At 46.5% G+C, this 19,894-nt stretch carries 16 protein-coding genes, 1 pseudogene and 1 CRISPR repeat array (1 of these 18 only partly in view); of the genes and pseudogenes, 3 read left to right on the top strand and 14 right to left on the bottom strand.

Annotated elements, in window-relative coordinates; all coding sequences use genetic code 11:
- The first annotated feature begins 77 nt into the window (after positions 1–77).
- Both N39L_RS21060 and N39L_RS21055 read left to right on the top strand, forming a co-directional pair.
- Positions 78–1,667 (top strand): hypothetical protein, encoded by a 1,590-nt coding sequence (locus N39L_RS21060; RefSeq protein ID WP_014276290.1) that lies wholly within the window; start codon positions 78–80, stop codon positions 1,665–1,667.
- A gap of 40 nt (positions 1,668–1,707) precedes the next feature.
- The gene (locus N39L_RS21055; protein ID WP_014276289.1) at positions 1,708–2,775 is read left to right on the top strand and encodes a hypothetical protein; all 1,068 of its coding nucleotides are present in this window, start codon (positions 1,708–1,710) and stop codon (positions 2,773–2,775) included.
- Here the strand turns inward: N39L_RS21055 and N39L_RS21050 are convergent.
- From N39L_RS21050 to N39L_RS21010, 9 genes are all read right to left on the bottom strand, one after another.
- Positions 2,754–4,106, bottom strand: a complete 1,353-nt coding sequence (locus N39L_RS21050; RefSeq protein WP_014276288.1) for a glycosyltransferase — start codon at positions 4,104–4,106, stop codon at positions 2,754–2,756. The two genes, N39L_RS21055 and N39L_RS21050, sit on opposite strands and share 22 nt — an antisense overlap.
- A 125-nt stretch (positions 4,107–4,231) precedes the next feature.
- The gene (locus tag N39L_RS21045) at positions 4,232–4,942 is read right to left on the bottom strand and encodes an FkbM family methyltransferase (RefSeq protein ID WP_014276287.1); all 711 of its coding nucleotides are present in this window, start codon (positions 4,940–4,942) and stop codon (positions 4,232–4,234) included.
- A 205-nt stretch (positions 4,943–5,147) separates the two neighbouring features.
- Entirely contained in the window at positions 5,148–5,696 is a 549-nt protein-coding gene (locus tag N39L_RS21040; protein ID WP_014276286.1) for a hypothetical protein, read from the bottom strand.
- A 163-nt stretch (positions 5,697–5,859) separates the two neighbouring features.
- On the bottom strand, positions 5,860–7,257 hold the full coding sequence (locus N39L_RS21035; protein ID WP_014276285.1) for a cytochrome P450: 1,398 nt from the start codon (positions 7,255–7,257) through the stop codon (positions 5,860–5,862).
- 97 nt (positions 7,258–7,354) lie between these two features.
- A complete protein-coding gene (gene uvrC, locus N39L_RS21030) occupies positions 7,355–9,229 on the bottom strand; it encodes an excinuclease ABC subunit UvrC (RefSeq protein ID WP_014276284.1) in 1,875 nt (624 codons plus the stop codon).
- 52 nt (positions 9,230–9,281) lie between these two features.
- The gene (locus N39L_RS21025; RefSeq protein ID WP_014276283.1) at positions 9,282–9,740 is read right to left on the bottom strand and encodes a hypothetical protein; all 459 of its coding nucleotides are present in this window, start codon (positions 9,738–9,740) and stop codon (positions 9,282–9,284) included.
- Between the two features lie 273 nt (positions 9,741–10,013).
- Positions 10,014–11,090: a threonine-phosphate decarboxylase CobD gene (gene cobD, locus N39L_RS21020; protein ID WP_014276282.1), complete on the bottom strand. Its 1,077-nt coding sequence runs from the start codon at positions 11,088–11,090 to the stop codon at positions 10,014–10,016.
- A gap of 60 nt (positions 11,091–11,150) precedes the next feature.
- Positions 11,151–11,429 carry an HU family DNA-binding protein gene (locus tag N39L_RS21015; protein WP_006617078.1) on the bottom strand — a complete coding sequence of 93 codons (279 nt, stop codon included), beginning with the start codon at positions 11,427–11,429 and terminating at the stop codon, positions 11,151–11,153.
- 217 nt (positions 11,430–11,646) lie between these two features.
- Positions 11,647–14,004 (bottom strand): type IV pilus secretin family protein, encoded by a 2,358-nt coding sequence (locus tag N39L_RS21010; protein ID WP_014276281.1) that lies wholly within the window; start codon positions 14,002–14,004, stop codon positions 11,647–11,649.
- 53 nt (positions 14,005–14,057) lie between these two features.
- On the opposite strand from N39L_RS21010, the gene N39L_RS21005 reads away from it, so the two are divergent.
- Positions 14,058–14,261, top strand: coding sequence for a hypothetical protein (locus N39L_RS21005; protein WP_126277520.1), 204 nt, complete (start codon positions 14,058–14,060; stop codon positions 14,259–14,261).
- A gap of 520 nt (positions 14,262–14,781) precedes the next feature.
- Here N39L_RS21005 and N39L_RS21000 read toward each other — a convergent pair.
- The 5 genes and pseudogenes from N39L_RS21000 to N39L_RS20980 form a co-directional block, all read right to left on the bottom strand.
- A pseudogene (locus N39L_RS21000) lies at positions 14,782–14,898 on the bottom strand (hypothetical protein); the annotation flags it as partial.
- Positions 14,899–15,117: 219 nt separating this feature from the next.
- Positions 15,118–15,903 carry a hypothetical protein gene (locus tag N39L_RS20995; RefSeq protein WP_014276280.1) on the bottom strand — a complete coding sequence of 262 codons (786 nt, stop codon included), beginning with the start codon at positions 15,901–15,903 and terminating at the stop codon, positions 15,118–15,120.
- A 48-nt stretch (positions 15,904–15,951) separates the two neighbouring features.
- Positions 15,952–16,752: a PilN domain-containing protein gene (locus N39L_RS20990; RefSeq protein ID WP_014276279.1), complete on the bottom strand. Its 801-nt coding sequence runs from the start codon at positions 16,750–16,752 to the stop codon at positions 15,952–15,954.
- Positions 16,753–16,812: 60 nt separating this feature from the next.
- The gene (gene pilM, locus N39L_RS20985; RefSeq protein WP_014276278.1) at positions 16,813–17,907 is read right to left on the bottom strand and encodes a type IV pilus assembly protein PilM; all 1,095 of its coding nucleotides are present in this window, start codon (positions 17,905–17,907) and stop codon (positions 16,813–16,815) included.
- 150 nt (positions 17,908–18,057) lie between these two features.
- On the bottom strand, positions 18,058–18,780 hold the full coding sequence (locus tag N39L_RS20980) for a GUN4 domain-containing protein (RefSeq protein ID WP_014276277.1): 723 nt from the start codon (positions 18,778–18,780) through the stop codon (positions 18,058–18,060).
- Between the two features lie 607 nt (positions 18,781–19,387).
- Positions 19,388–19,894: a CRISPR direct-repeat array (repeat unit 37 nt; unit sequence GTCAGACCCTACCAATTCCCCGCAAGGGGACGGAAAC); it runs 2,142 nt beyond the window's last position.

The raw sequence follows: 19,894 nt of genomic DNA, 5'->3' as shown, positions 1-19,894 counted from the left end.
TTAAGGAGGATTGACCCACCATAAAATCAAGTGGTATTGAGGAAGTTATTCTACCATAAAATAGAGAGATTGTCAAGATGATCGAACATAAAAACCCGATGGCAATGCCCCCCCCAGTCGAAGCTGAAATTCACCCCGGCGGTGAACTGGTGCTGAGACTGTCCCTGCATAATAATAGCGGTGAAACCCTACTGGTGCGACCAGTTTTAGATAATTGGATCGCCGAGAACGGGGATATTTTCGCCACCATTAATCCGGTGGAACCTGACTATATTTATCTAGGTTCTGGTGCGGGAAAAGCCACTCAAACTGTGAGGGTAAAACTACCTTTAGAACTGCCACCAGGACAGGTTATTAAAAGTTGGCTAAGATTTCCCGGATTACTTGAGGAACCTCTGGTAATCATCCTAAATGTTAAAGCTGAAATTGCCGAGAGAAAGCCTAGAGAATATCCGGTTAATATCAGCTTTCCATTAACAAAATTAGCGGCTCAAAACCCGTCAATGTATGAGGACATAACCACCCAAAATGCCTGGGGATTGATTTCGGCATTGAACGACCTCGATCGCATTCCTTCTCGCTGGCTGGTGGCAGAATTATTAGTAGCCATCAGCCAAAAAGGAGAGGAATACACCGGCACCCCGGAGGGTGTAAAACTGTTCTCGCAACTGCGACAAACCGCTTTTTTCTCAACTGTATCGACAGTGCTGGCTACGGCAAAAGTCCCCGATTGGATTTCGGAAACTTTATCGATGTCCGGTCAAGTCCTCAAGGGCGATCGCCGGGAAGGCCTGCTTTATATTTGGGAAAGGTGGCTGTTGAGTTTGGTAGACAGCGACGTAGAAGCCCCAGAAACGGCTAAACCCATCGTCGCCCCATTATTTGTAGGGTGCGTCAGATTCGGAGAATTTAAATCAACACCGGAGCATTTGATTTCTGACGCACCTTTCACAGAATTTGTGGCTAAACTGGGAACAGATAGCGATCGCTGGTTGGGTTATTTTCTCCTAGGATTGATGTCATTGTCGCCTCGAATTGCTTCCCATATAGAGGCGATCGCCACCCAGAAAATTGAGCCATTAAACCCAGCCACCTCTCCCCCCCAAACCATAGCGGGTTGCTCGTATCATTTAGGGACGCGATTGCCAGAATTAGACTTACTTCCGGCTCGTTGGTTGGTGTTAGAATTATTGCTAATTTTCGCCCAAAAAGGGGACGACTATGCCAGAACCCCCCCAGGTCGAATGCTACTAGAGCGATTGCGACTCACCCGGTTCTGCAAAAATGGGGTTTTGAGTTTAGCCGCCGCCTCCGTCCCCCGTTGGATCGCCGTCAGTCAAGCCACGGCTACCGCTTTTCACAATTCCGTGGGGACTCCGGCTTCTAGGGCGGGTTTGCTCAAGTTTTGGGAACAGTGGTTGTGGGATATTGCTGGTTCCCCAATCCCTAATTCCCAGACTTCGGCGGCGGACTTGGTGAACCAATTAGGAATAGATGGGGAGGCTTGGTTTCTCAAGATTGTTTTGGGACTCAGTTGTGTTTCCCCCAGGATAGCTACGACATTGGAGGCGATCGCCTCTAGCGCACCGTCCGTGTCCCCACCCGCCCCCACCCCCACCCCGCCAATTAAAGACGTTCTCAGCGAGCCAGGTTCCCTACAACGATAAGTTATCCACCGCCCAATTGTAGTTAATTTCTAGCGCCAAAATGACCATTGACGAACAAACACTTGCCCGAGTGGAACAACTGCGAATCCCTCTCGAGGATCCCACCGCCCCCCTAGATTGGAAAGATTGGTATCATTATGTATTATTAGATCCTGATACTCAGATTAGAGTGCTGGTGAATCTGACGGCGATCGCCAGACCGGGAACTGGAGAAATTCAAACCAGTTTTATGGTGACAGTTCCGACTGATTTTCAAGGGCTCGACTGTAGCCAGAGCGCCCCTTTTGCCAGTTTCGGAACGACTTTTTCCCAAGAGTGGAACCCCAGTCAAATCAGCCCGGAACCCGTACATTGGCAAGGTGAAGGGATGGAATTGCAAGTCAACGGAACCCAGACGCGGTTAGAAGTAGAAGATCGGCGATCGCAGCTATTCATTGAATTGGAGGCGACAGCTACAGCCACCCCCCTATTAGTCACAGAAAATTCACCGTTTGGCAGTGGATTCATCGGCTGGGGATTAGTACCGGGCTTGCAAGTGAGGGGAAACTTATCCGTTGCTGGGCGATCGTTTCCCATTCACCCGAACTGGTTTTGCTACCACGATCGCAATTTTGGCCGCTTCCGCTGGGGGGAAGATATCGGTTGGGAGTGGTTCGTCGCTTTTGGCACCTGCATTGATGGCACCTCCATCACTTTGGTATTGGACAGACGCACCAACAAAGACCATTCCCAAGGCGGCTTTCCCTATATTTTTATTTATGTCAATCACCAATTGCGAAAAGTGTTTTTGGGTGCCACTTTACAGATTAATTGGGACTGGTCGGAGGTGGCTGTCATTCCCCCCAGGTTGCCGGGAATTATGGCGCTATTATTTAGCGATCGCTTATTGCAAACCCCCAGCACCTTAGAAATTATCGCCGCTGATGACCAAGACCAATTGCTAATTGAGATTGATTTTGAGTCGGTAGTGGAATTAATCGTCCCCGACAATCAACAACGGCAATATACTTTTATTGAAGAACTGACTGGCCGCGCCGCCGTTACCCTTAAACTAGGAGAAAAAACATGGCTCGCCACCGGCTTAGTTTACGGGGAATATGTGATCTGAGAATCATTAGGGGAGCCGGAATATCTGGCGGGTTTCCGACTCCGGTATTGGCTCATCAAGTTGGCGATCGCATCACAGGCTGTTTCTACTCCATTTTCCGCCCCGATCGCTTCTCCAATGGCAGCGGCTTTCTGGGTATATTGTTCTTCAAACAACAGTTGTCGAAGTTCGGCAGCTACCAACTCCGCAGTATATTGTTGGGGTAGGAGCATTCGGGCGACCCCGAGGCGGACGACGCGGGCGGCATTTTCTGGCTGGTCGTATTTGTGGGGAACCACCAGCATTCTCCGCCCCGATCGCAATGCTTCTGCTGTGGTTCCCATGCCTCCATGATGGACGATCGCTGCCGCCCTGGGGAAAATTTGCCCGTGGGGGGCATAATTGACGGCGATCGCACCTTCGGGCAATTGGTCCGGTCTGAGACTATCCGCCCCAGGGCCCATCATTAGCACTGACCGATAACCCAATTGGTGGGCGGCGATCGCACTAGACCAGTAAAAATTACCGGAAGTCCACACCACCGTTGAACCCAAAGTAAACACTATCGGTGGCGGCCCGCTGTCTAAAAACTCTCTCAGTTCCTCAGATAACCCCTGATTGTGGGGTTTATCATAAAACGGAAACCCGGTGACGACAGTTTGCCTAGGCCAGTCCGGTTGGGGTCTGGCAAAAACCTGGGAAAACAAAGCCAGCACTAAATCGGGGGAATGCTGCCCTTCAAACAGGGGATCTGGGCCTGGTGGGAGTCCCAACGAACCACGCAGTTGGCGCAGGGGGGCACTCCAATGGCGAACCATCCAGCGGAGTTGGCGTTGTTTGGCATCTTTGGCTACCCATTGCAAACACCGTTCATACTCTGAGACTGGGGAAGCGATCGCCTCGGTGCGTGAAGCGAAGCTATCGCCCCCAGGCGAATCGTAAACTGACATAAAGGCTGATAGAACCGTTGAAATCCAAGGAATTTGGGTTTGTTCGGCTACAATCGCAGCAGGCAAAACCAGCGGATGAGTTATTAGCAGATCCGCCCTCTGTACCGCTGCCATCAAGTCGGTGTAAGTCGCCCGCAAGTGGGGCATCAATTGATAACAAATAATGTATTCGACCTCCCGTTGGGAGTCCATTAGCATTTGCATGAATTTGTTATCGTGTTCCCATATCCTTTCCCTCAAAGGATGAAATTCGATTTCCGCCGCCGCCACATAAGGGCGGTATTTTTCGGCGGCGGCGATGACCGGCTGATACCCCCTGGCTTTTAATCCTCGGGCGATCGCCAAATAAGGATACAAATCACCCAAAGAACCATAGGTTGCTAATACGATGCGAGCGACCATGTTTAATTCTGAAAATCTGGCTTCAATTCTATTATAGCTTTAACCGATGAAAAACTCTAACCAACCATCCCGACTTCAAGATTCATATCTAAAAGGCCTCATTAAACTTCCCAACGTAAATACCATTACCCTGACCGTCTAAACAAAAGGGTGGGTCCGGTGTAAGCAGCCAACTGGTAATCGGCAGCGCTCAGAAACTGAACAATTTCGTGAGAGAGAGGATGCATAAGATTGAAATCATGGGCCTCAACTGCAATGATATAAGGCCGATAGCGATTGATATCCAAATTTAGAATAATCTCCTTGTCTAAACCTTCGCAATCAATGTCTAAGAAACCAATTTCTGAATCTTTAATTTCTTCAGGAAGATAAGTGTCAAGTAGCTGGTTAAGGGGGAGTACCTTTACTTTTTGCTTACCCAAAAACTCCCATTCGTGTCTGATAAAATATTCGGCCATTTCCTCATTAAAAGTGTTGATAGCACCTTCGCCGAAACAATAGATTTCTGACTCCCCTTCATAAGAAGCAACACCTAGATTTAGATTGATATCCTGGGGACGTTCCTGTTCAAATAGTTTCACAGATTGAGGATTGGGATCTACATTCATACCTTTCCATCCCATCATACTCAAAAGTTTAGTGTTAGAAAATCGACTGGGATGATAAGCACCGATATCAACATAGTAATTGCTAAATAGGGTGGATTTATTTCTGGAAATCAACTCTAAAATTAGAGTATCTTCACCAAATTGTGACCAAGAAATACAAAGATTTGGATCGTGGACTACTGACAGAAAAAACGGCACACCAAATTTATGGAATAATTCAGATAGCATATCAGAGTAAACATATGAAAATAAAGGTTGACAAAATCCAGGGAATTTGACTCAAGTTCGGGGCATCAGACAAAAGATGATTGACCCTATTTTTTCGCCTTCGAGTCTGGCGAAATTTGGGAGCGGGGAAAAGTCGAGAGACCACGGCTAAACGAAAAAAATAATTTCTCCCTCCACAGTGAGTTTTTCCACATTTCTCCTCCGCTTACACCTCAATTGTCAGTACATCATTCGGGACATTCCGAATTAATTCCCCGTGCTGGGCTGTTTGTTCTTCCAGAGACAAAACTGGGGGAGGAAAACTGGGACGGAACCACAGATCGTCAAATTCTTTCCACAGTTGCTGTAGTTGAGGATTAATGGCACTGTCGGCGATAATATTCATTGCTAGTTTCTGAATACCCAACAACTCTGATAAAGTTCCCCGCAAATTGATTTTACCCGTCGCTACAGCTTGATCTAAGGTCAACCGACCCCCAATTAAATCTCGCAAGGTTTCGGCTTCGCTGCGAAAATTAAAGGCTTCCACTGACTCGGAATTATCGGAATTATCAGTAATATCTACCTGGAGAGGTTCGCTATGATTGGCATTTAATCTCAACTGAATGCCATCAATTTCTATGATGGCGGTTTTACCAGCGACGCTGTGAACAAAGTTATGCCAAGTTAAACCACCTTGACTCCGCAAAATTTCCACCAAACGACTCAGCCAAATGGCTAACTGTTGGGGGGAACAATTGAATGTATCAATCATTAGTAATTTTTGAGATTTCAGAATCCCATCTCCATGAAAAATTGAGCCATTGTTAATATTATACGGTTAATCTGACGGAAATCAAGACCAAAAAGGATTAAATAGGGGAGAAATTCCCCATAAACCTGGTAACTTCGGGGACCGTTGGGCTTAACCAGAAGAGTTAACCCAGAAGCGGGGTTTCTTTCGGTGCAACTCCCACAGAGTTGGGAGATAGCGATCGCCGCCCTGTCAATACCATAGGAATGCCTCCGGTCGCTGATAAAGTCACCCCTCGGCGGGCGGCTTTGGCGGGCTGGGAATTAGCCAGGGTTAGTTGATAGTTTAACATGACTGTTGCTAGGACTAATTTTAGCTCATATTGAGCCAAAGCCATACCAATACATTGACGCACACCACCACCAAAAGGCAAATATTGATAAGGGGAGTATTTTTTATCTAAAAATCTCTCTGGTTTAAACTGTTTGGGTTCAGGATAAATTGTCGGATCATTATGGGTTAAATAGATGGAGCCAATCACTTCTATGTTGGGTTCTATATGATATCCCATCAGTTCCACCGCTTGAGTAGTAACACGGGGAAATGTCACCATTGCGACTGGATAAATTCGCAGGGTTTCTTGACAAACTGCTGTTAAATAAGGTAGTCTATAAATAGTCATCGGATCGGGATTTGGGGGGAGGGTTGCTAACTCTGATAAAAGGCGATCGCGCACCGTAGGAAGTTTATGCACCCAATACAAAGACCAAGCCATGGCGGTGGCGGTAGTTTCGTGTCCGGCGAATAATAAAGTTAACAGTTCATCCCGCAATTCTTCATAGGTCATCGGTTCCCCATTTTCATCCCTAGCGGACATCATCAAATTGAGAATATCGGTGCGATTTGGATCGGGATTTTGGCGACGTTCTTCGATTTCTTCTAATAGCAGTTTATCGATATCGCGCCGCAAACCTTGGAAGCGCCCCCAGGGACTCCAACGCCCTAAATCTTGTTGTAAAATCGGGAAAAATAAGATACTCGCCCTAATAGGAGAATCGGTAACAGCGACCAGTTCAGTTGTTAATTTTTTCAGGCGATCGTAACGGGGTCCTTCATAGACTCCGAACACAGCTTTAAGAATGACAGCCAGGGAGATTTTTTGCACATAATCTCGCGCCAGAAAAGTCTTACCAATGGGTAAAGTGTCGCCGATTTCTGTGGTCAAATTACAGATTAATTTACCATAATTAAACATCCGTTCCCCATGGAAAGGCGGCATTAACAGTTTTCGCTGTCTTAGGTGGTCTTTACCATCAAGTAAAATGACGGATTTATCCCCCACCACAGGCGCTAGAATACGATTAGATGAACCGGGGGCGGTAAATTCTTTATCGCGGGTGAGGATTTCTTGAATGGCTTGGGGGTGGGAAACAAACACAATTGGATGACCCGCCACCCCGATTTCAGTTACAAAAATATCTCCATATTTACGTTGGCAATTTTCCATATAACCAAGGGGGTTAGTTATCCACTGTATTTTTTGGAGAGTCGGAAGATTTTGCGGACCGTCAATTAATTTCATGGTGGGATTGAGATTCTAGGATTTTGAGTCAGACCAATCTAGTCCTATTTATAGCACATCTTCCCGGCAGCTACCATATATCATAGCTTAATCTGCATCAGGTAGAAGGATGGAAATAATCATAAATTTGTTGGGCTAGTTTTTCGCCAATTCCGTTAACTTCCGCGAGTTGTGTGGGGGTGGCTATGCGAATATAATCAATAGACCGAAAGTGACCTAATAGCAATTTTTGGCGGTGGTGTCCGAGTCCGGGAATGTCGTCTAAATGCGATCGCTTCATGCGTTTACTGCGTTGGTTACGGTGGAAACTAACCGCAAATCGATGGGCTTCATCTCGTAGTCGTCGCAATAATTCAACCCCTGGTTGTTCAGGATTAGTAGTTAATGGTTGAGACTCACCAGGGACAAAAATTTCCTCTCGGCGTTTGGCTAAACTAATCACCTTTAACTCTTCTAAAATATCCAAATCTTGCAAAACTTTAACCACGGCTGAGAGTTGACCTTTCCCACCATCAATCATAATCAAATCCGGCTTGTCCTGGGGTTCTAAATTATGATAATCTCGAAAACGGCGACCAATCACCTCGGCTAAACTCGCGAAATCATCAGACCTTCCCGAATGTACATTAGGATTCTTTATTTTATACTGTCGGTAGTGTTGTTTGGCGGGTAAACCATCAATAAATACCACCCGCGAAGCGACTGCATCAGAACCTTGAATATGGGAGATATCATAACCTTCTATGCGGTGGGGAAGGTCGGGAAGGTCGAGAATTTCGGTTAAATCTTGGAGAGATTGATGATGGCGATCGCTTAATTTTTGCACGCGCATTAACTCATAATTGGCGTTGCGTTCCACCATTTCAATTAAATCGAGTTTTGATTGTCGTTGGGGAGTAATTAAAGTTACTTTGCGACCTTTGCGATCGCTTAACCAATCGGTGACCAAATCCGCATCTGGTAAACTATATTGTAGGAAAATCTCCCTAGGAATTTCCACAGGATCGACGGTTTGATAATGTTCCTGTAAAACCCGCTGAATAATTAACCCCAACTCTAGGGAAGTCAAGGCTTTTTCAGTAGGGTAAACTTTGGCAAAAAAGCCCAACCTACCAACCAAATGTCCGGCGCGGATTTGGAAAAGTTGCACGGAGGCTTGTTGTCCATCAGTAGCCAAAGCGATCGCATCGAGAGACACCGTTTCATCAGGAAGGGAAACTTTTTGATCCTGGTTGAGGGACTGTAAACCTTGAAGGCGATCGCGCAATTTCGCCGCTGTTTCAAAGTTCAACTCAGCGGCGGCTTGTTGCATTTGTGCGGTTAAATTTTCGATAAGTTCTTCCGTCCGTCCTTGGAACACCATCGCCACTTTTTGGACAATTTGATGATAATCTTCTGGGGAGATCATCTCCTGACAAACTCCCGGACAGCGACCGATATCATAGTTTAAACAGGGACGGTCTTTAAATAGGGGTTTAGGACGTTGACGCAGGGGAAATAGACGCTTAATTAATTGTAGGTTACTTCGCAATAATCCCGTATCTACATAGGGGCCATAATATCTATCTTTGGGATTGCTTAAACTGCGTTTTCTGGTAATAAAAATACGGGGGTATGGTTCCGACCAAGTAATACACAGATAGGGATATTTTTTATCATCTTTCAGCAAGACATTAAAATGAGGTTGATGGGTTTTAATCAGATGAGCTTCTAAGGCTAAGGCTTCGGCTTCTGTATCGGTAACTATAAATTCAATATCTGTCACCTGTTGAATCATTAAGTTAATCCGGTGACTATGGTTATGGCGATCGCGAAAATAGGAACGCACGCGCGATCGCAATTTTTTAGATTTCCCAATATACAGAATATTCTCATTACCATCTTTCATGAAATACACACCCGGAACCGGGGGAATTTCTTTTAATCTCATATCGAGGCGATCGGTATCTTCAATTAGTGGTACAATTACCATAGTAGTTTAATAGTAGGGTGCGGTAGGGTGCGGTAGGGTGCGGTAGGGTGCGTCAGACACCGATAATTATAATTCTCACCGGATAATTAATTTCTGACGCACCATAACCGATAATTATAATTCTCACCGGATAATTAATTTCTGACGCACCATAACCGATAATTATAATTCTCACCGGATAATTAATTTCTGACGCACCATAACCGATAATTATAATTCTCACCGGATAATTAATTTCTGACGCACCATAACCGATAATTATAATTCTCACCGGAGAATTAATTTCTGACGCACCATAACCGAGAATTATAATTCTCACCGGATAATTAATTTCTGACGCACCATAACCGATAATTATAATTCTCACCGGAGAATTAATTTCTGACGCACCATAACCGATAATTATAATTCTCACCGGAGAATTAATTTCTGACGCACCATAACCGAGAATTATAATTCTCACCGGAGAATTAATTTCTGACGCACCATAACCGAGAATTATAATCCTCACCGGATATAGCGATTCTCAGACTCATGAGGTAAAGCCCTCACCCCAAACCCCTCTCCCATACGGGAGAGGGGCTTTAAAAAGTACCTCACCAATCCACCGAACCGCTATAATTGATTTCTGACGCACCATAACCGATAATTATTCGTGAGGATTAATATAGCCCGCTTCTGACGCACCATCAACCGGAACCCAGAAAGAAAGAGGGCGGGTTTATTTAGAAGGTCGTGGGGAGTTGGGTTGACTGCAGAGGCGCGCCCCTACAATTATTAATTATCAATTATCAATTATTAATATATTTTTTAAAGCGGTAATCAGATATTGATTTTCAGCTTCGGTGCGGACGGCGACCCGGAAATAATTGTCCCCCAATTCTGGAAAACTCAAACAATCGCGAATCAAAATCCGATAATCTGTAAGTAGTTTGGTTTGTAACTGAGTGACAGAACATTGAGACCGGACTAGCAAAAAATTAGCCACCCCTGGATAAGGATAAAGTCCGGCAATATTCCCTAATTCCTGATAGAGTTTAGGGCGGTTAATAGATAACCAATGGTGGGTTTTTTCCTCAAAAGCCCGATCGCCTAAAACTGCAATACCCGCCGCCACGGCTAAATTATTCACAGACCAAGGGTCTCGCCACTGTCGCCACAAATTTAGGCGGTCTGGGTGAGCGATCGCATATCCTAATCTTAAACCAGGCAGACTGTAGAATTTAGTCAGCGATCGCACAATCACCAAATTGGGAAAATCTGCCACCATAGGAATTAAGCTAGTTTGTGCCGACGGTGGCAGAAAATCCATAAAAGCCTCGTCAACCACCACCAAAGCAAACCTTTCCAACAGAGGCAAAATCAACTCTGGCCGTAGTAATATACCCGTAGGATTGTGGGGAGTATTCAGCAATAGTCCCGCCCTGTCGTCTAATTCCCCCAACCCATCAAATTGGAGGTTATCGCCACCTTCGAGACTAATCGGAAACTCGATCACCCTAGCATTAAAAGCATTGAGCGATCGCCGATAGTCCCCAAAAGCCGGAGTCAGCAGATATGTAGCCGACCCTTGCGCCAACTCCCGGCCCGCCCATGTCAGCAACTCAGCCGCCCCATTTCCGGGCAAAATCCATTCAACGGGTACATCCCCATGGAAGCGACTTAAAGCCTGTCGCAGGTCCATATAATCCGGCTGAGGATAGGTTTTAATCTCCCCCTGATGACTAGCCAAAGCGGCGATCGCCGTTAACGGAGGGCCGAGGGGATTAATACTAGCCGAGAAATCGACAATTTCTGATGGCGGACAATCAGCGATCGAAGCCGCCCACATCAAATTTCCCCCGTGGCTGGGTCTGTTCATGATCTACTCCCGTGGAGACCCACTAAATCCATATCCTGATTAGTGGTGGGTTATGGACGACTATTTATGAGCCACCTTCTCCTTAAACATCTTTCCTGCCGAGAAAGCCGGAACCCAAGTCTCTGGAATATCCATTTTTTCACCCGTCTGGGGGTTACGGCCTTCGCGCGCCTTGCGTTTCCTCGCTTCAAAAGAACCAAATCCCACCAGGGTGACTTTTTCCTGTGTAGCAACAGCATCTATAACACTTTCGAGGGCCGCACTCAACACTGCATCAGCCTGTTTTTTGGTGACACCTGCTTTTTCGGCTACTGCATCTATTAATTCACCCTTATTCATCAATCTCTCCTTTTGAGAACTGGGGGCCAATCAATTACCCCCAATGGTTTGCACGATTTTCTGCCTTATTCTAAGGTTTCTGTAGCAACATAGATAGGGTTTAACCCTAAATTGTCATAGATTTAGGGGAATTTTCCACTTTTTTTAAGATATTAGCCGATCAAAATATCCCCCAGGGGTGGGGGATTTTCGGTTAATGGGTTTTTCCGGCCAGATCCTAACGCCCTTGCATCATCTGGCGGACATCGGGACTAAAATTATTCTGGTAGCCAAACCCAGAGCGATCGGAATCATCCAGGATACTGGGCGTTACCAACACAATTACCTCAGCCCGCTCGCTGCTGGTGCTGCTTCTACGGAACAGAGAACCCAGGATAGGCAAGTCACCCAACAGGGGAATCTTGCTTACATCAGTCCGTTCCTGATCTTGAATAATACCAGAGACAATCAGAGTTTGACCGTCCCGCAGACGAATCCGACCAGACTGCAAATTCCGCCGAAAGATTTGTAAGACAAAATCATCGCCACCTGTTCCTACCTGACTTCCTGGGGAGCTAACTTCTGGGTTAATGGTCATCGTGACAAAGCCATTATCATCAATTCGCTGAACATTCACCCCCAGAGTCAAGCCCACAGGTACAAGTTGAGGCTGGATGGTTTCCCTAGTACCCGAAGGAGTATCTGTAAAAGTTGTTGTCCTCGATTGCAATACCTCTTGTACCAGTTGCACGGAAGCAGTTTCTCCCTCTTGTACCACCAAGGTGGGGTCGGTGAGGATTTTGGCTCTACCGCTGACGATTTGAGCTTGCAAGGTAGACAGGAACCGCCGAGGATATTGGAAGAAGGGAAACACGGAAACAGTAGTGCTACCCAGGGCGCTCAGAGTTCCATCTGTTAAGTCTCTCTCAAAGGGTTCGTATTCAGAAAGCCCAACCCCTCCCGGTCTCTCGGTGACAGGTCGAATCGGTCTCAAGCCAATACCACCCCCAGGAGCCGTTAACGGAGTCCTAATCGTGCTATCGCGATCAAAAAATGGTTCTTGAGTGCTTAGGGGGTTGGTAATAATGGGGCGAGAGGTGACACCACCTGTAGACTGACCACGAGTTGGGGGATTGATGCCACCAAAGTTGAGAGAAGCCGCCCCGCCATCATTCACAAAGAAGGTATCATTAATCCCAAAGGAGAAACTACTGCTCTGGGTGGCTTCCCCGGTCAGGTTCACGTCAATGATTTTCACATTAACCGCCACCTGACGTTGACGGAGATCGAGCTGCATTAACATAGCAGTTGCCATCTCTACCTTTTCAGGATCTCCAACCAGAGTCACAGAGTTGAGCCGTGCATCTGTTGATACTGACAGCCCCCTTAATACCAGAGGTCCTTGTCCTTCTGTTGCTCCCAATGGTTGGATTCGGGTTGAGCTACTTGTAATTGTCAGCGCATTATCCCCGTCGCCTTCAGTAACTCTTCTAGTTTCGGTAACTAAAACCTGAGTTGCAGCGCCCTGAGTGCTTAAAAAACTGGCTGCATTCTCAGCGGCTACCTGATTCATTCTCAGGGTTCGCATCACAATATTTTGGGCAGACTCAGGCAGTTCAAAACCGACAAAAACCGTGTTACCAACTCGATTGGCTTGTAACCCGGTTAATCGCAGGACATAGTTAAAGACTTCCTGGACTGGTTCATTTTCAATGTCCAAGGAAATTTTAAATTCCTGTGCTTCATCTCCCGGTCGAAAACGCCCAGTTGTACGATCTTGCCTCAAATTACTGAATGCAACATTAAGGCCAGCAACCCGCGCCAACAATGATAATACCTCCCGCACTGATGCGTCTCGCAACACTAGGCGGGGGATGATTTCGTTGGTGTTCAGGTTGACATTGGAAACACCCTGATTGATATTAGAAACCGCAATATCTCCTAAAGGTGGCGCAACAGCACGGGGTTGGAAGGGTGGCGTTGTGTCTAAGGAACGCCTTGGCTGTAATGGCGCTTGACCCATTTGGGGAGTTAAAGCCGGGTCGGGCATGATAATCTCATTATTGCCGTTTTGAGAAGGGGCCGTAGGCTGACCAGTGATGCTAACTGGTGGGTCGGGAACCATTACCTGAGAAGTACCGTTCCCAGGTTGTTCCGGTGCAAAAGCCGGAGCCTCGGCGATCGCCCCTTCTGGAGCGATCGCGATCGCAATAGCATCTCCCGCACCTTGAATTATCCGCGCTTCAGGAGAGCCATTAGTTCCCGTCACAATCACCCGAATACTGGTCGGGTCTAGCTGGTTCACCACAATCGAAGCAATACCAGGAGCCGGGTTATTTTGCTGAAATGACCCATTCGCAGAACTCAATTGAGCGTTAGTAATATCGGCGACAAAATCATTACCCCGCCGAATCACAAACACCGCTGGACGTTCGCCGCCGTCTGTTACCAGCACCAGGTTAATCTCCCCGTTGTCGGCTTGGAATAATTGAATATCCCGGACAACAGTAAACGCTAGGGCGGGAGCGACAGCCACAACCATGGCTGCTGCAACTCCCCCCATTACTCCTCCACCAAATCCTAAAATATCTCTCACATTTCCTCCTAAAAGTTGGAAAGCAACCGTTGCTATGGGTTTATATATTATGTTTGCTTAGGCCTGGAAAAATCATAGTTGATCCGCGACAACAGGACAATAGGAAATTATCTACAGCCACGGATGCACGGATGTTTTACCACGGCAACCTATCACATTTTAGCGATTTTGTCAACCCCCTTCCGCAAAAAAATGAGCGATCGCCATTAATTAGGGGTTATGAGGCGATCGCTCCATTATCAAAAAATTGGGTCTAAGACCTCGCCCTCTTTGGGCGACTGGGGTTATAATCAGCTTGTAGTGATCATCAATACCATGAGGATACTTGATCATGATTAAAAAGTCTATTGCCGGGTTACTCGCCGCGTCTTATGTTACGATCTCTGCACCAGCAGTTAATGCATTAGATTTGCGAACTAGGTGGACTATTCTTGAGAAATCTTGGCAGCCTATTAACTCGACATTAAGTTTGATTTATATCGATTCCCGAAGTAATTATGTCTCATTTTACACGAGAGAAAAGTTCTTTAATAATTCAATAAAAATATCCGAAGTTACAGTAGACTGCAACAGATCCGAGCGTGTGCTTGTCACCCAAACTGTTAGCCTTTCATCTAACAACCAAGTTATAAACCATCGTTATTGCCGACCCACTCAGGAAAATTGCTCAGTTCGACCTGATATCAACATGAGACAAGCTCTTGACATAGTTTGCCGATGGTGATTTATGGCGGCGGATGGTCTGAGTTATATTTCCAGGCTGATATTTTCAATGCGTCAGATACCAGCAGCTATGACAGCTAATCGCTTTTGCCTAAACTTAATTTTATGTTCATTCCAGGTATCATAATGTTCAGCGATCGCTTTAGTAGTTTGAAAATCACTCTGGGCATAAACATCCTGCTTAGTCCCATAATCCTGATTGCTAACTTGACGGTTTTGAGTCGCTGCGAGGGGGTCATATTACAGAGGCAGTAGATTAAGCGTTCCCGTTTACCCTCCCCGTCGATTAGTGATACAGTTGCGGTCTAACCCCCCTTCCGCAAAAAAATGAGCGATCGCCATTAATTAGGGGTTATGAGGCGATCGCTCCATTATCTGTGAACCAGAGCATTATTTTTTTTCAGCTTCCTGACCTGCTTGCTGTTTTTCCTCACGCTGCTGGTCACTCAAAGGCATTAAGGCGTGTAACTTAAACGTGCTTCTGAGGCGGCGTTGCGGCTGGTCATCTATGGGAACAAAGCGACCCTGGCGAATTTCCCCCTTCAATTCTGGCGCGCGATCGAGCAACTGAGAACTAAAATCTCTGACCACCAACATAGGCTGCATTCTCTCGAGAGAAATCAGAAATCTGCGGATTTGCTCAAAACTCCCTTCCAACTCCACCTCGTACTCTTGTCGTCTCAGTTTATTATTAACTTGGGAACCGAGAGAACCATCAGCCACCAGTACAGGTCCATCATTTAGGGGTTGAAACCTAATCAAACGCGCTTTTAGATCTTCATCCAAAATCCCCCCATTAATTTGATTTAATTGTTCATTAACATCAAACATCAAGGTTTGCAGATTAGCCTCATCAGCAAACAAAGCCGTTACACTAGCCCGTCGCTGTTTAGCCTCGGCTAGTTGTCTCTCAGCTTCTTCTTGCTGCTGCAACTTCTCGTTTTGCTGTTCAATTTCCCTTTGCTTAGTTTGAATAGAAGAATTCAGCATTTGCTGTTCTTCCCAAGCCGGAAAAGCCAGGTAAAACACACCAGCCCCAAACAAAATTGCTCCTACGGCTCCAATCGCAATACCAATGACCTTAGAAGTAATAGCCAAACCCAATATCACTGGGCCAGACGAACCCTCCTCCTCATCTTCATCAGGATCGAGAAGATACTCATTTGCTGCTACCATTTTCCAAATCCTCCGTTATTATTGACATCATAACTGATCCAAGAAAGCCTAGGGCCTAATCACCCCTTGTTCTGTGAGGGTTTGAATTCTGTTGACCAAGCCCACCGCATCATTAGCTTTTAATAGAGGTAACAGTTCCGAAGCGCTGGCAGAACTCAGACGGGTTTCTATGTTAAACTGGACTATGGGCTGTAAATCTGGCAGACCCCCAGGCACTGAAGAACCATCAGCCACCACTAAACGGGTGGGGTTATCGTGCAATCTAGCAGAAACCAACCGGGTTTTGCTGTCATCAAAGAAAGGCGACTGATTTACCAACAGCATAAAATCATTAAGCTGTCCAAAAGATCCAGCATTCCCCTCAATGGTCACCTGTGCGGTTTGTCTAGCCGCCGCCTGTCCCTCTTCCCCAGAGGCTGCGCCCGCTTCAGCGGTGGGTTCAGTTTGTCGGACGTTAGTAATTCTCACCCCAGCAATTTGCATAATCTCAGCCATTTCTTGACTTAAAGCTGACCAGGGCTTAATCTCGTTGAATACCAAAGCCAAAGCATCGGCTTCCTCATTGGTCTGTCTGGCTTCAGCATAAACGTGATCGAGGGCTTCGACTTGCACATTTTTCTCGCCTAGTTGCAACTCTAAAGTATCCACTTCTCTGGAAAGGGTGGCATTTTGTCGATTTAAAACGAACCAACCCCCGGCCATCAAGGCATTGAGTCCCATAGCCACCCCAAGTCCGATTAAAATGGGTGTTTGGTCAACGGGTTTCCCTTTCTGCCGACTTTGGGGCTTTCGGTCTGCGGGCTTATAGTCTGGGCGATCGTTAAGAAAATTAATATCAAGGCTGTACATAATCACAAACCCTCTGGTAAGATTTCTATGGATATTTGGGAACGGGGGAGAGTTCCCCGATTAGGTGACACGCAGTCCTAAACCTAATGCCACTCCTAAACTAGCACGTTGTTCTGGAGGAATTTCCTTACCCTCGGTAGATATATTGAGGGCTTCTATGGGGTCAACCTGGGTGGCTGGCATAGCTAGGCGCTGCATGAAGAACTCATCAAGTTGTCCGATCGCCGCCCCAGGACCCGCCAGAAGTAACTGAGCGATTTCCAAACCATCATTTTGATTAATATAGAAGTCAATAGAGCGACGTAGTTCGTCGGCCAACTCTGCTAATACTTTAATTATGGCATTAACTCCCGGATTGGGTTCGTTCAATGCTCCCATTGTATCAGTTACGGGGAGGGTCATGGCCTGCAATTCCTGAACATCCCGAGACGGAGGTAGGTTCATGGCGCTACTGAGGGCGGTTTGCACCTGATACAAACCAATGGGAATGGTGCGGGTAAATTGGGGAACCCCATTGACAACAATCACTAATTCTGTGCTATCAAATTCGATGTCAGCCAAAATAGCCGCCTCGTTAGAACTAAAGTGTTCTAACTGACTTTTCATAGTCCGAATTAGGGAAAAGTTACTGATTTCTAAAACGTCTATTTGTAACCCGGCTTGTTCAAAGGTTTCTATGTAAGTATTGGTGATATCCTTACGGGTAGCGACTAACAAAACCTGTACTTTCTCGATGCCATCTTCATCAACAAATGTGCCGAGTTTCTGGTAGTCTACATCAGCTTCTTCCCTAGGAAAAGGTAGATATAAACCCGCTTCGGCGTTCATATAATCTTTGAGTTCCTCCTCATTTAACTCGGCGGGAACCGGAATTAAACGAGTTACAGCTTCCCTTCCCGGAATAGCGGTGGCGACGTTTTTGGTTTTGATGTTATTGTCCTGCAATGTGGACTCGATTAACTCCGACATGGTAGGAGTATCAACTATTTGACCATCCTGCACGACATTTTCGGGAACTTCGGCTGTCGCTAGGGTTAACAACTTGAACTTATCGCCTTTTTTCCGCACTTCGACAATACTAATTCGCTCGGTGGCTAGTTCAATACCCATTCCCGGCTTACGGCTCGAAAAAATACCTTTGAGGAAACCAACCATAGATTTATGTTTTGGATAGGGGAAGACCTGGCTCTACAATAACATTGTTTCCGTTTCAATATACCATGATGGTGAGGGTAGGCAGACCCCGCCCTCTAGGGACGAGGACTTTTTCAGCCTAGGAAACTATTAGGGCTGGGAAGTGTTTTCCTACTTGTCGAAGGCGGGATGATTTAACAGAGCCTCAATGACTCTTCTACCGCGTAATTGATTAGATAAGGGTAGGTGTCCCCTGGGAGCGCTTAGATCCCAGGTGAAGCCTTGGGGATAGCGAGTCCAAGTTCGATCGCTTCTCCAGCCAATTTTCTGCCACAATTTATCCCAATTTTTGCCGACACCTAACCAAATTTCCCGCTGGACTGTATAGCCAAATTGACCCTGGGAATGGACTCGCCACAGGGTATCGATGGTTTGTAAGTCAGCGACAGGAAAGCGATCGACTTCCGAAAAATATAGCCAGTTTCGTTTAACTGCAGCACTCCCGGCTAATTCACACAGGTTTCTGAGGGTCAGCAGGTCGGCGGCTTGGAAGTTTTGCTGTGCTAATTCCTGTTGGAGGGGAAAATAATCTGCTCCTACGAGTGAGTTTAGGGGGACTACTCCGGTGGGAAAATGGGTTTCCAAAAACTCTTTGGTTTTGGGGAGGTTGGCTGTATACAGTGCTTGATAGACTTGACCACTGACGGGGGTGGGAGTTTGGGTCTGCTGGTTGGTTAAGAATTCTATCAGTATATCTAAACCGAGTTCCCCCTGGGTCACTAATGAGGCGATCGCCTTTAACTGCTGGGTCTGGCTGTCGCTGTTGAGTTGTGAGCGCAGTTGATTTAAGTCCATTGATAAGTCTTGTTCGGAGGAGGCGATCAAATCAGTCATTCAATATCTCCGGTAGCTTGGAAACCGCCTAGGGTTAACTGGCGGCGGAAAACTAACTGGGCTGGTTTGGCCCAATAATATAAAAAGGTGATTAATTCACCATTGTACAGGTGCATTGGACTCAGTTCACCGCTGACGGACAATCTGGGGATGCCAAAATGTTGACAATTGCTGAAATTTCTTGGGGTGGACTTTGGTTATCTTCCAGGGTTAGGTGGGCTTGAAGGTCTCTCCCCTGCCCCAGGGAATGAGTCGGTGGGTTGATTCTCATAATTATTGGGGCTTTTTAAGGCGATCGACCCTCCCTAATGGATGGATTCCTTTCTGGGTGAGTGTTTGGGACTTTGTAAAGTTATATGACAGATTCTCATAACCTCGCGCGACTGGCAATCCTGGGCTAGTTCAGGTAAATTTGAGCTAGAAAAAGAAAAGTTTTTGTTTTTGGGGGTTGACAGTCTGGCACTATGGCTGATAATATATATCCAGCGAAAACAAAGGAATTTGCTCCCCAAAAAAAGGGCTGTAAAGTTTTGTTAAGCACCTTCTACGTGCTCTCGCGCGATCGTACCTTGAAAACCGCATACTGTAAGGTTTCCAAAGGTATAGGGTCAGACCCTACCAATTCCCCGCAAGGGGACGGAAACGTCCGGTGGGCTTCATAGTAGCTGTAATTTGGACGGAAGGTCAGACCCTACCAATTCCCCGCAAGGGGACGGAAACTTCGCGCGATTAAAGCACGTAATCAAGACATTTGATTTGCCACAGTCAGACCCTACCAATTCCCCGCAAGGGGACGGAAACTGTTGGGCTCGTGGCAGCGCAATGCTGCGCTCACACCGCCAGATGTCAGACCCTACCAATTCCCCGCAAGGGGACGGAAACCGCCCATCCCACGAGGCAATCCTTACCTTGATATCTTTTCTGAAGTCAGACCCTACCAATTCCCCGCAAGGGGACGGAAACTTAGAATCAAATAAGGAAAATAAAGAAATATTAGTTTTAATGTCAGACCCTACCAATTCCCCGCAAGGGGACGGAAACCCAGGCTTTGAGGATAGGGTAGATATCCCGCAGACTCATCACCCCGGTCAGACCCTACCAATTCCCCGCAAGG

It is taken from the genome of Limnospira platensis NIES-39, assembly GCF_026000695.1.
In the GTDB taxonomy this organism is placed as follows: domain Bacteria; phylum Cyanobacteriota; class Cyanobacteriia; order Cyanobacteriales; family Microcoleaceae; genus Limnospira; species Limnospira platensis.
The sequence above is the reverse complement of the archived record's forward strand: the minus strand, read 5'-3'. Positions and strand labels throughout refer to the sequence as shown.

Excerpts from the sequence above, each read along its gene's own strand:
- N39L_RS21015 (WP_006617078.1), bottom strand. The coding sequence starts at position 11,429 with ATGAATAAGGGTGAATTAATAGATGCAGTAGCCGAAAAAGCAGGTGTC.
- N39L_RS21045 (WP_014276287.1), bottom strand. The coding sequence starts at position 4,942 with ATGCTATCTGAATTATTCCATAAATTTGGTGTGCCGTTTTTTCTGTCA.
- pilM (WP_014276278.1), bottom strand. The coding sequence starts at position 17,907 with ATGGTTGGTTTCCTCAAAGGTATTTTTTCGAGCCGTAAGCCGGGAATG.
- N39L_RS20995 (WP_014276280.1), bottom strand. The coding sequence starts at position 15,903 with ATGGTAGCAGCAAATGAGTATCTTCTCGATCCTGATGAAGATGAGGAG.
- cobD (WP_014276282.1), bottom strand. The coding sequence starts at position 11,090 with ATGAACAGACCCAGCCACGGGGGAAATTTGATGTGGGCGGCTTCGATC.
- N39L_RS20980 (WP_014276277.1), bottom strand. The coding sequence starts at position 18,780 with ATGACTGATTTGATCGCCTCCTCCGAACAAGACTTATCAATGGACTTA.
- N39L_RS21040 (WP_014276286.1), bottom strand. The coding sequence starts at position 5,696 with ATGATTGATACATTCAATTGTTCCCCCCAACAGTTAGCCATTTGGCTG.
- N39L_RS21050 (WP_014276288.1), bottom strand. The coding sequence starts at position 4,106 with ATGGTCGCTCGCATCGTATTAGCAACCTATGGTTCTTTGGGTGATTTG.
- N39L_RS21055 (WP_014276289.1), top strand. The coding sequence starts at position 1,708 with ATGACCATTGACGAACAAACACTTGCCCGAGTGGAACAACTGCGAATC.
- N39L_RS21060 (WP_014276290.1), top strand. The coding sequence starts at position 78 with ATGATCGAACATAAAAACCCGATGGCAATGCCCCCCCCAGTCGAAGCT.
- N39L_RS20990 (WP_014276279.1), bottom strand. The coding sequence starts at position 16,752 with ATGTACAGCCTTGATATTAATTTTCTTAACGATCGCCCAGACTATAAG.
- N39L_RS21035 (WP_014276285.1), bottom strand. The coding sequence starts at position 7,257 with ATGAAATTAATTGACGGTCCGCAAAATCTTCCGACTCTCCAAAAAATA.
- uvrC (WP_014276284.1), bottom strand. The coding sequence starts at position 9,229 with ATGGTAATTGTACCACTAATTGAAGATACCGATCGCCTCGATATGAGA.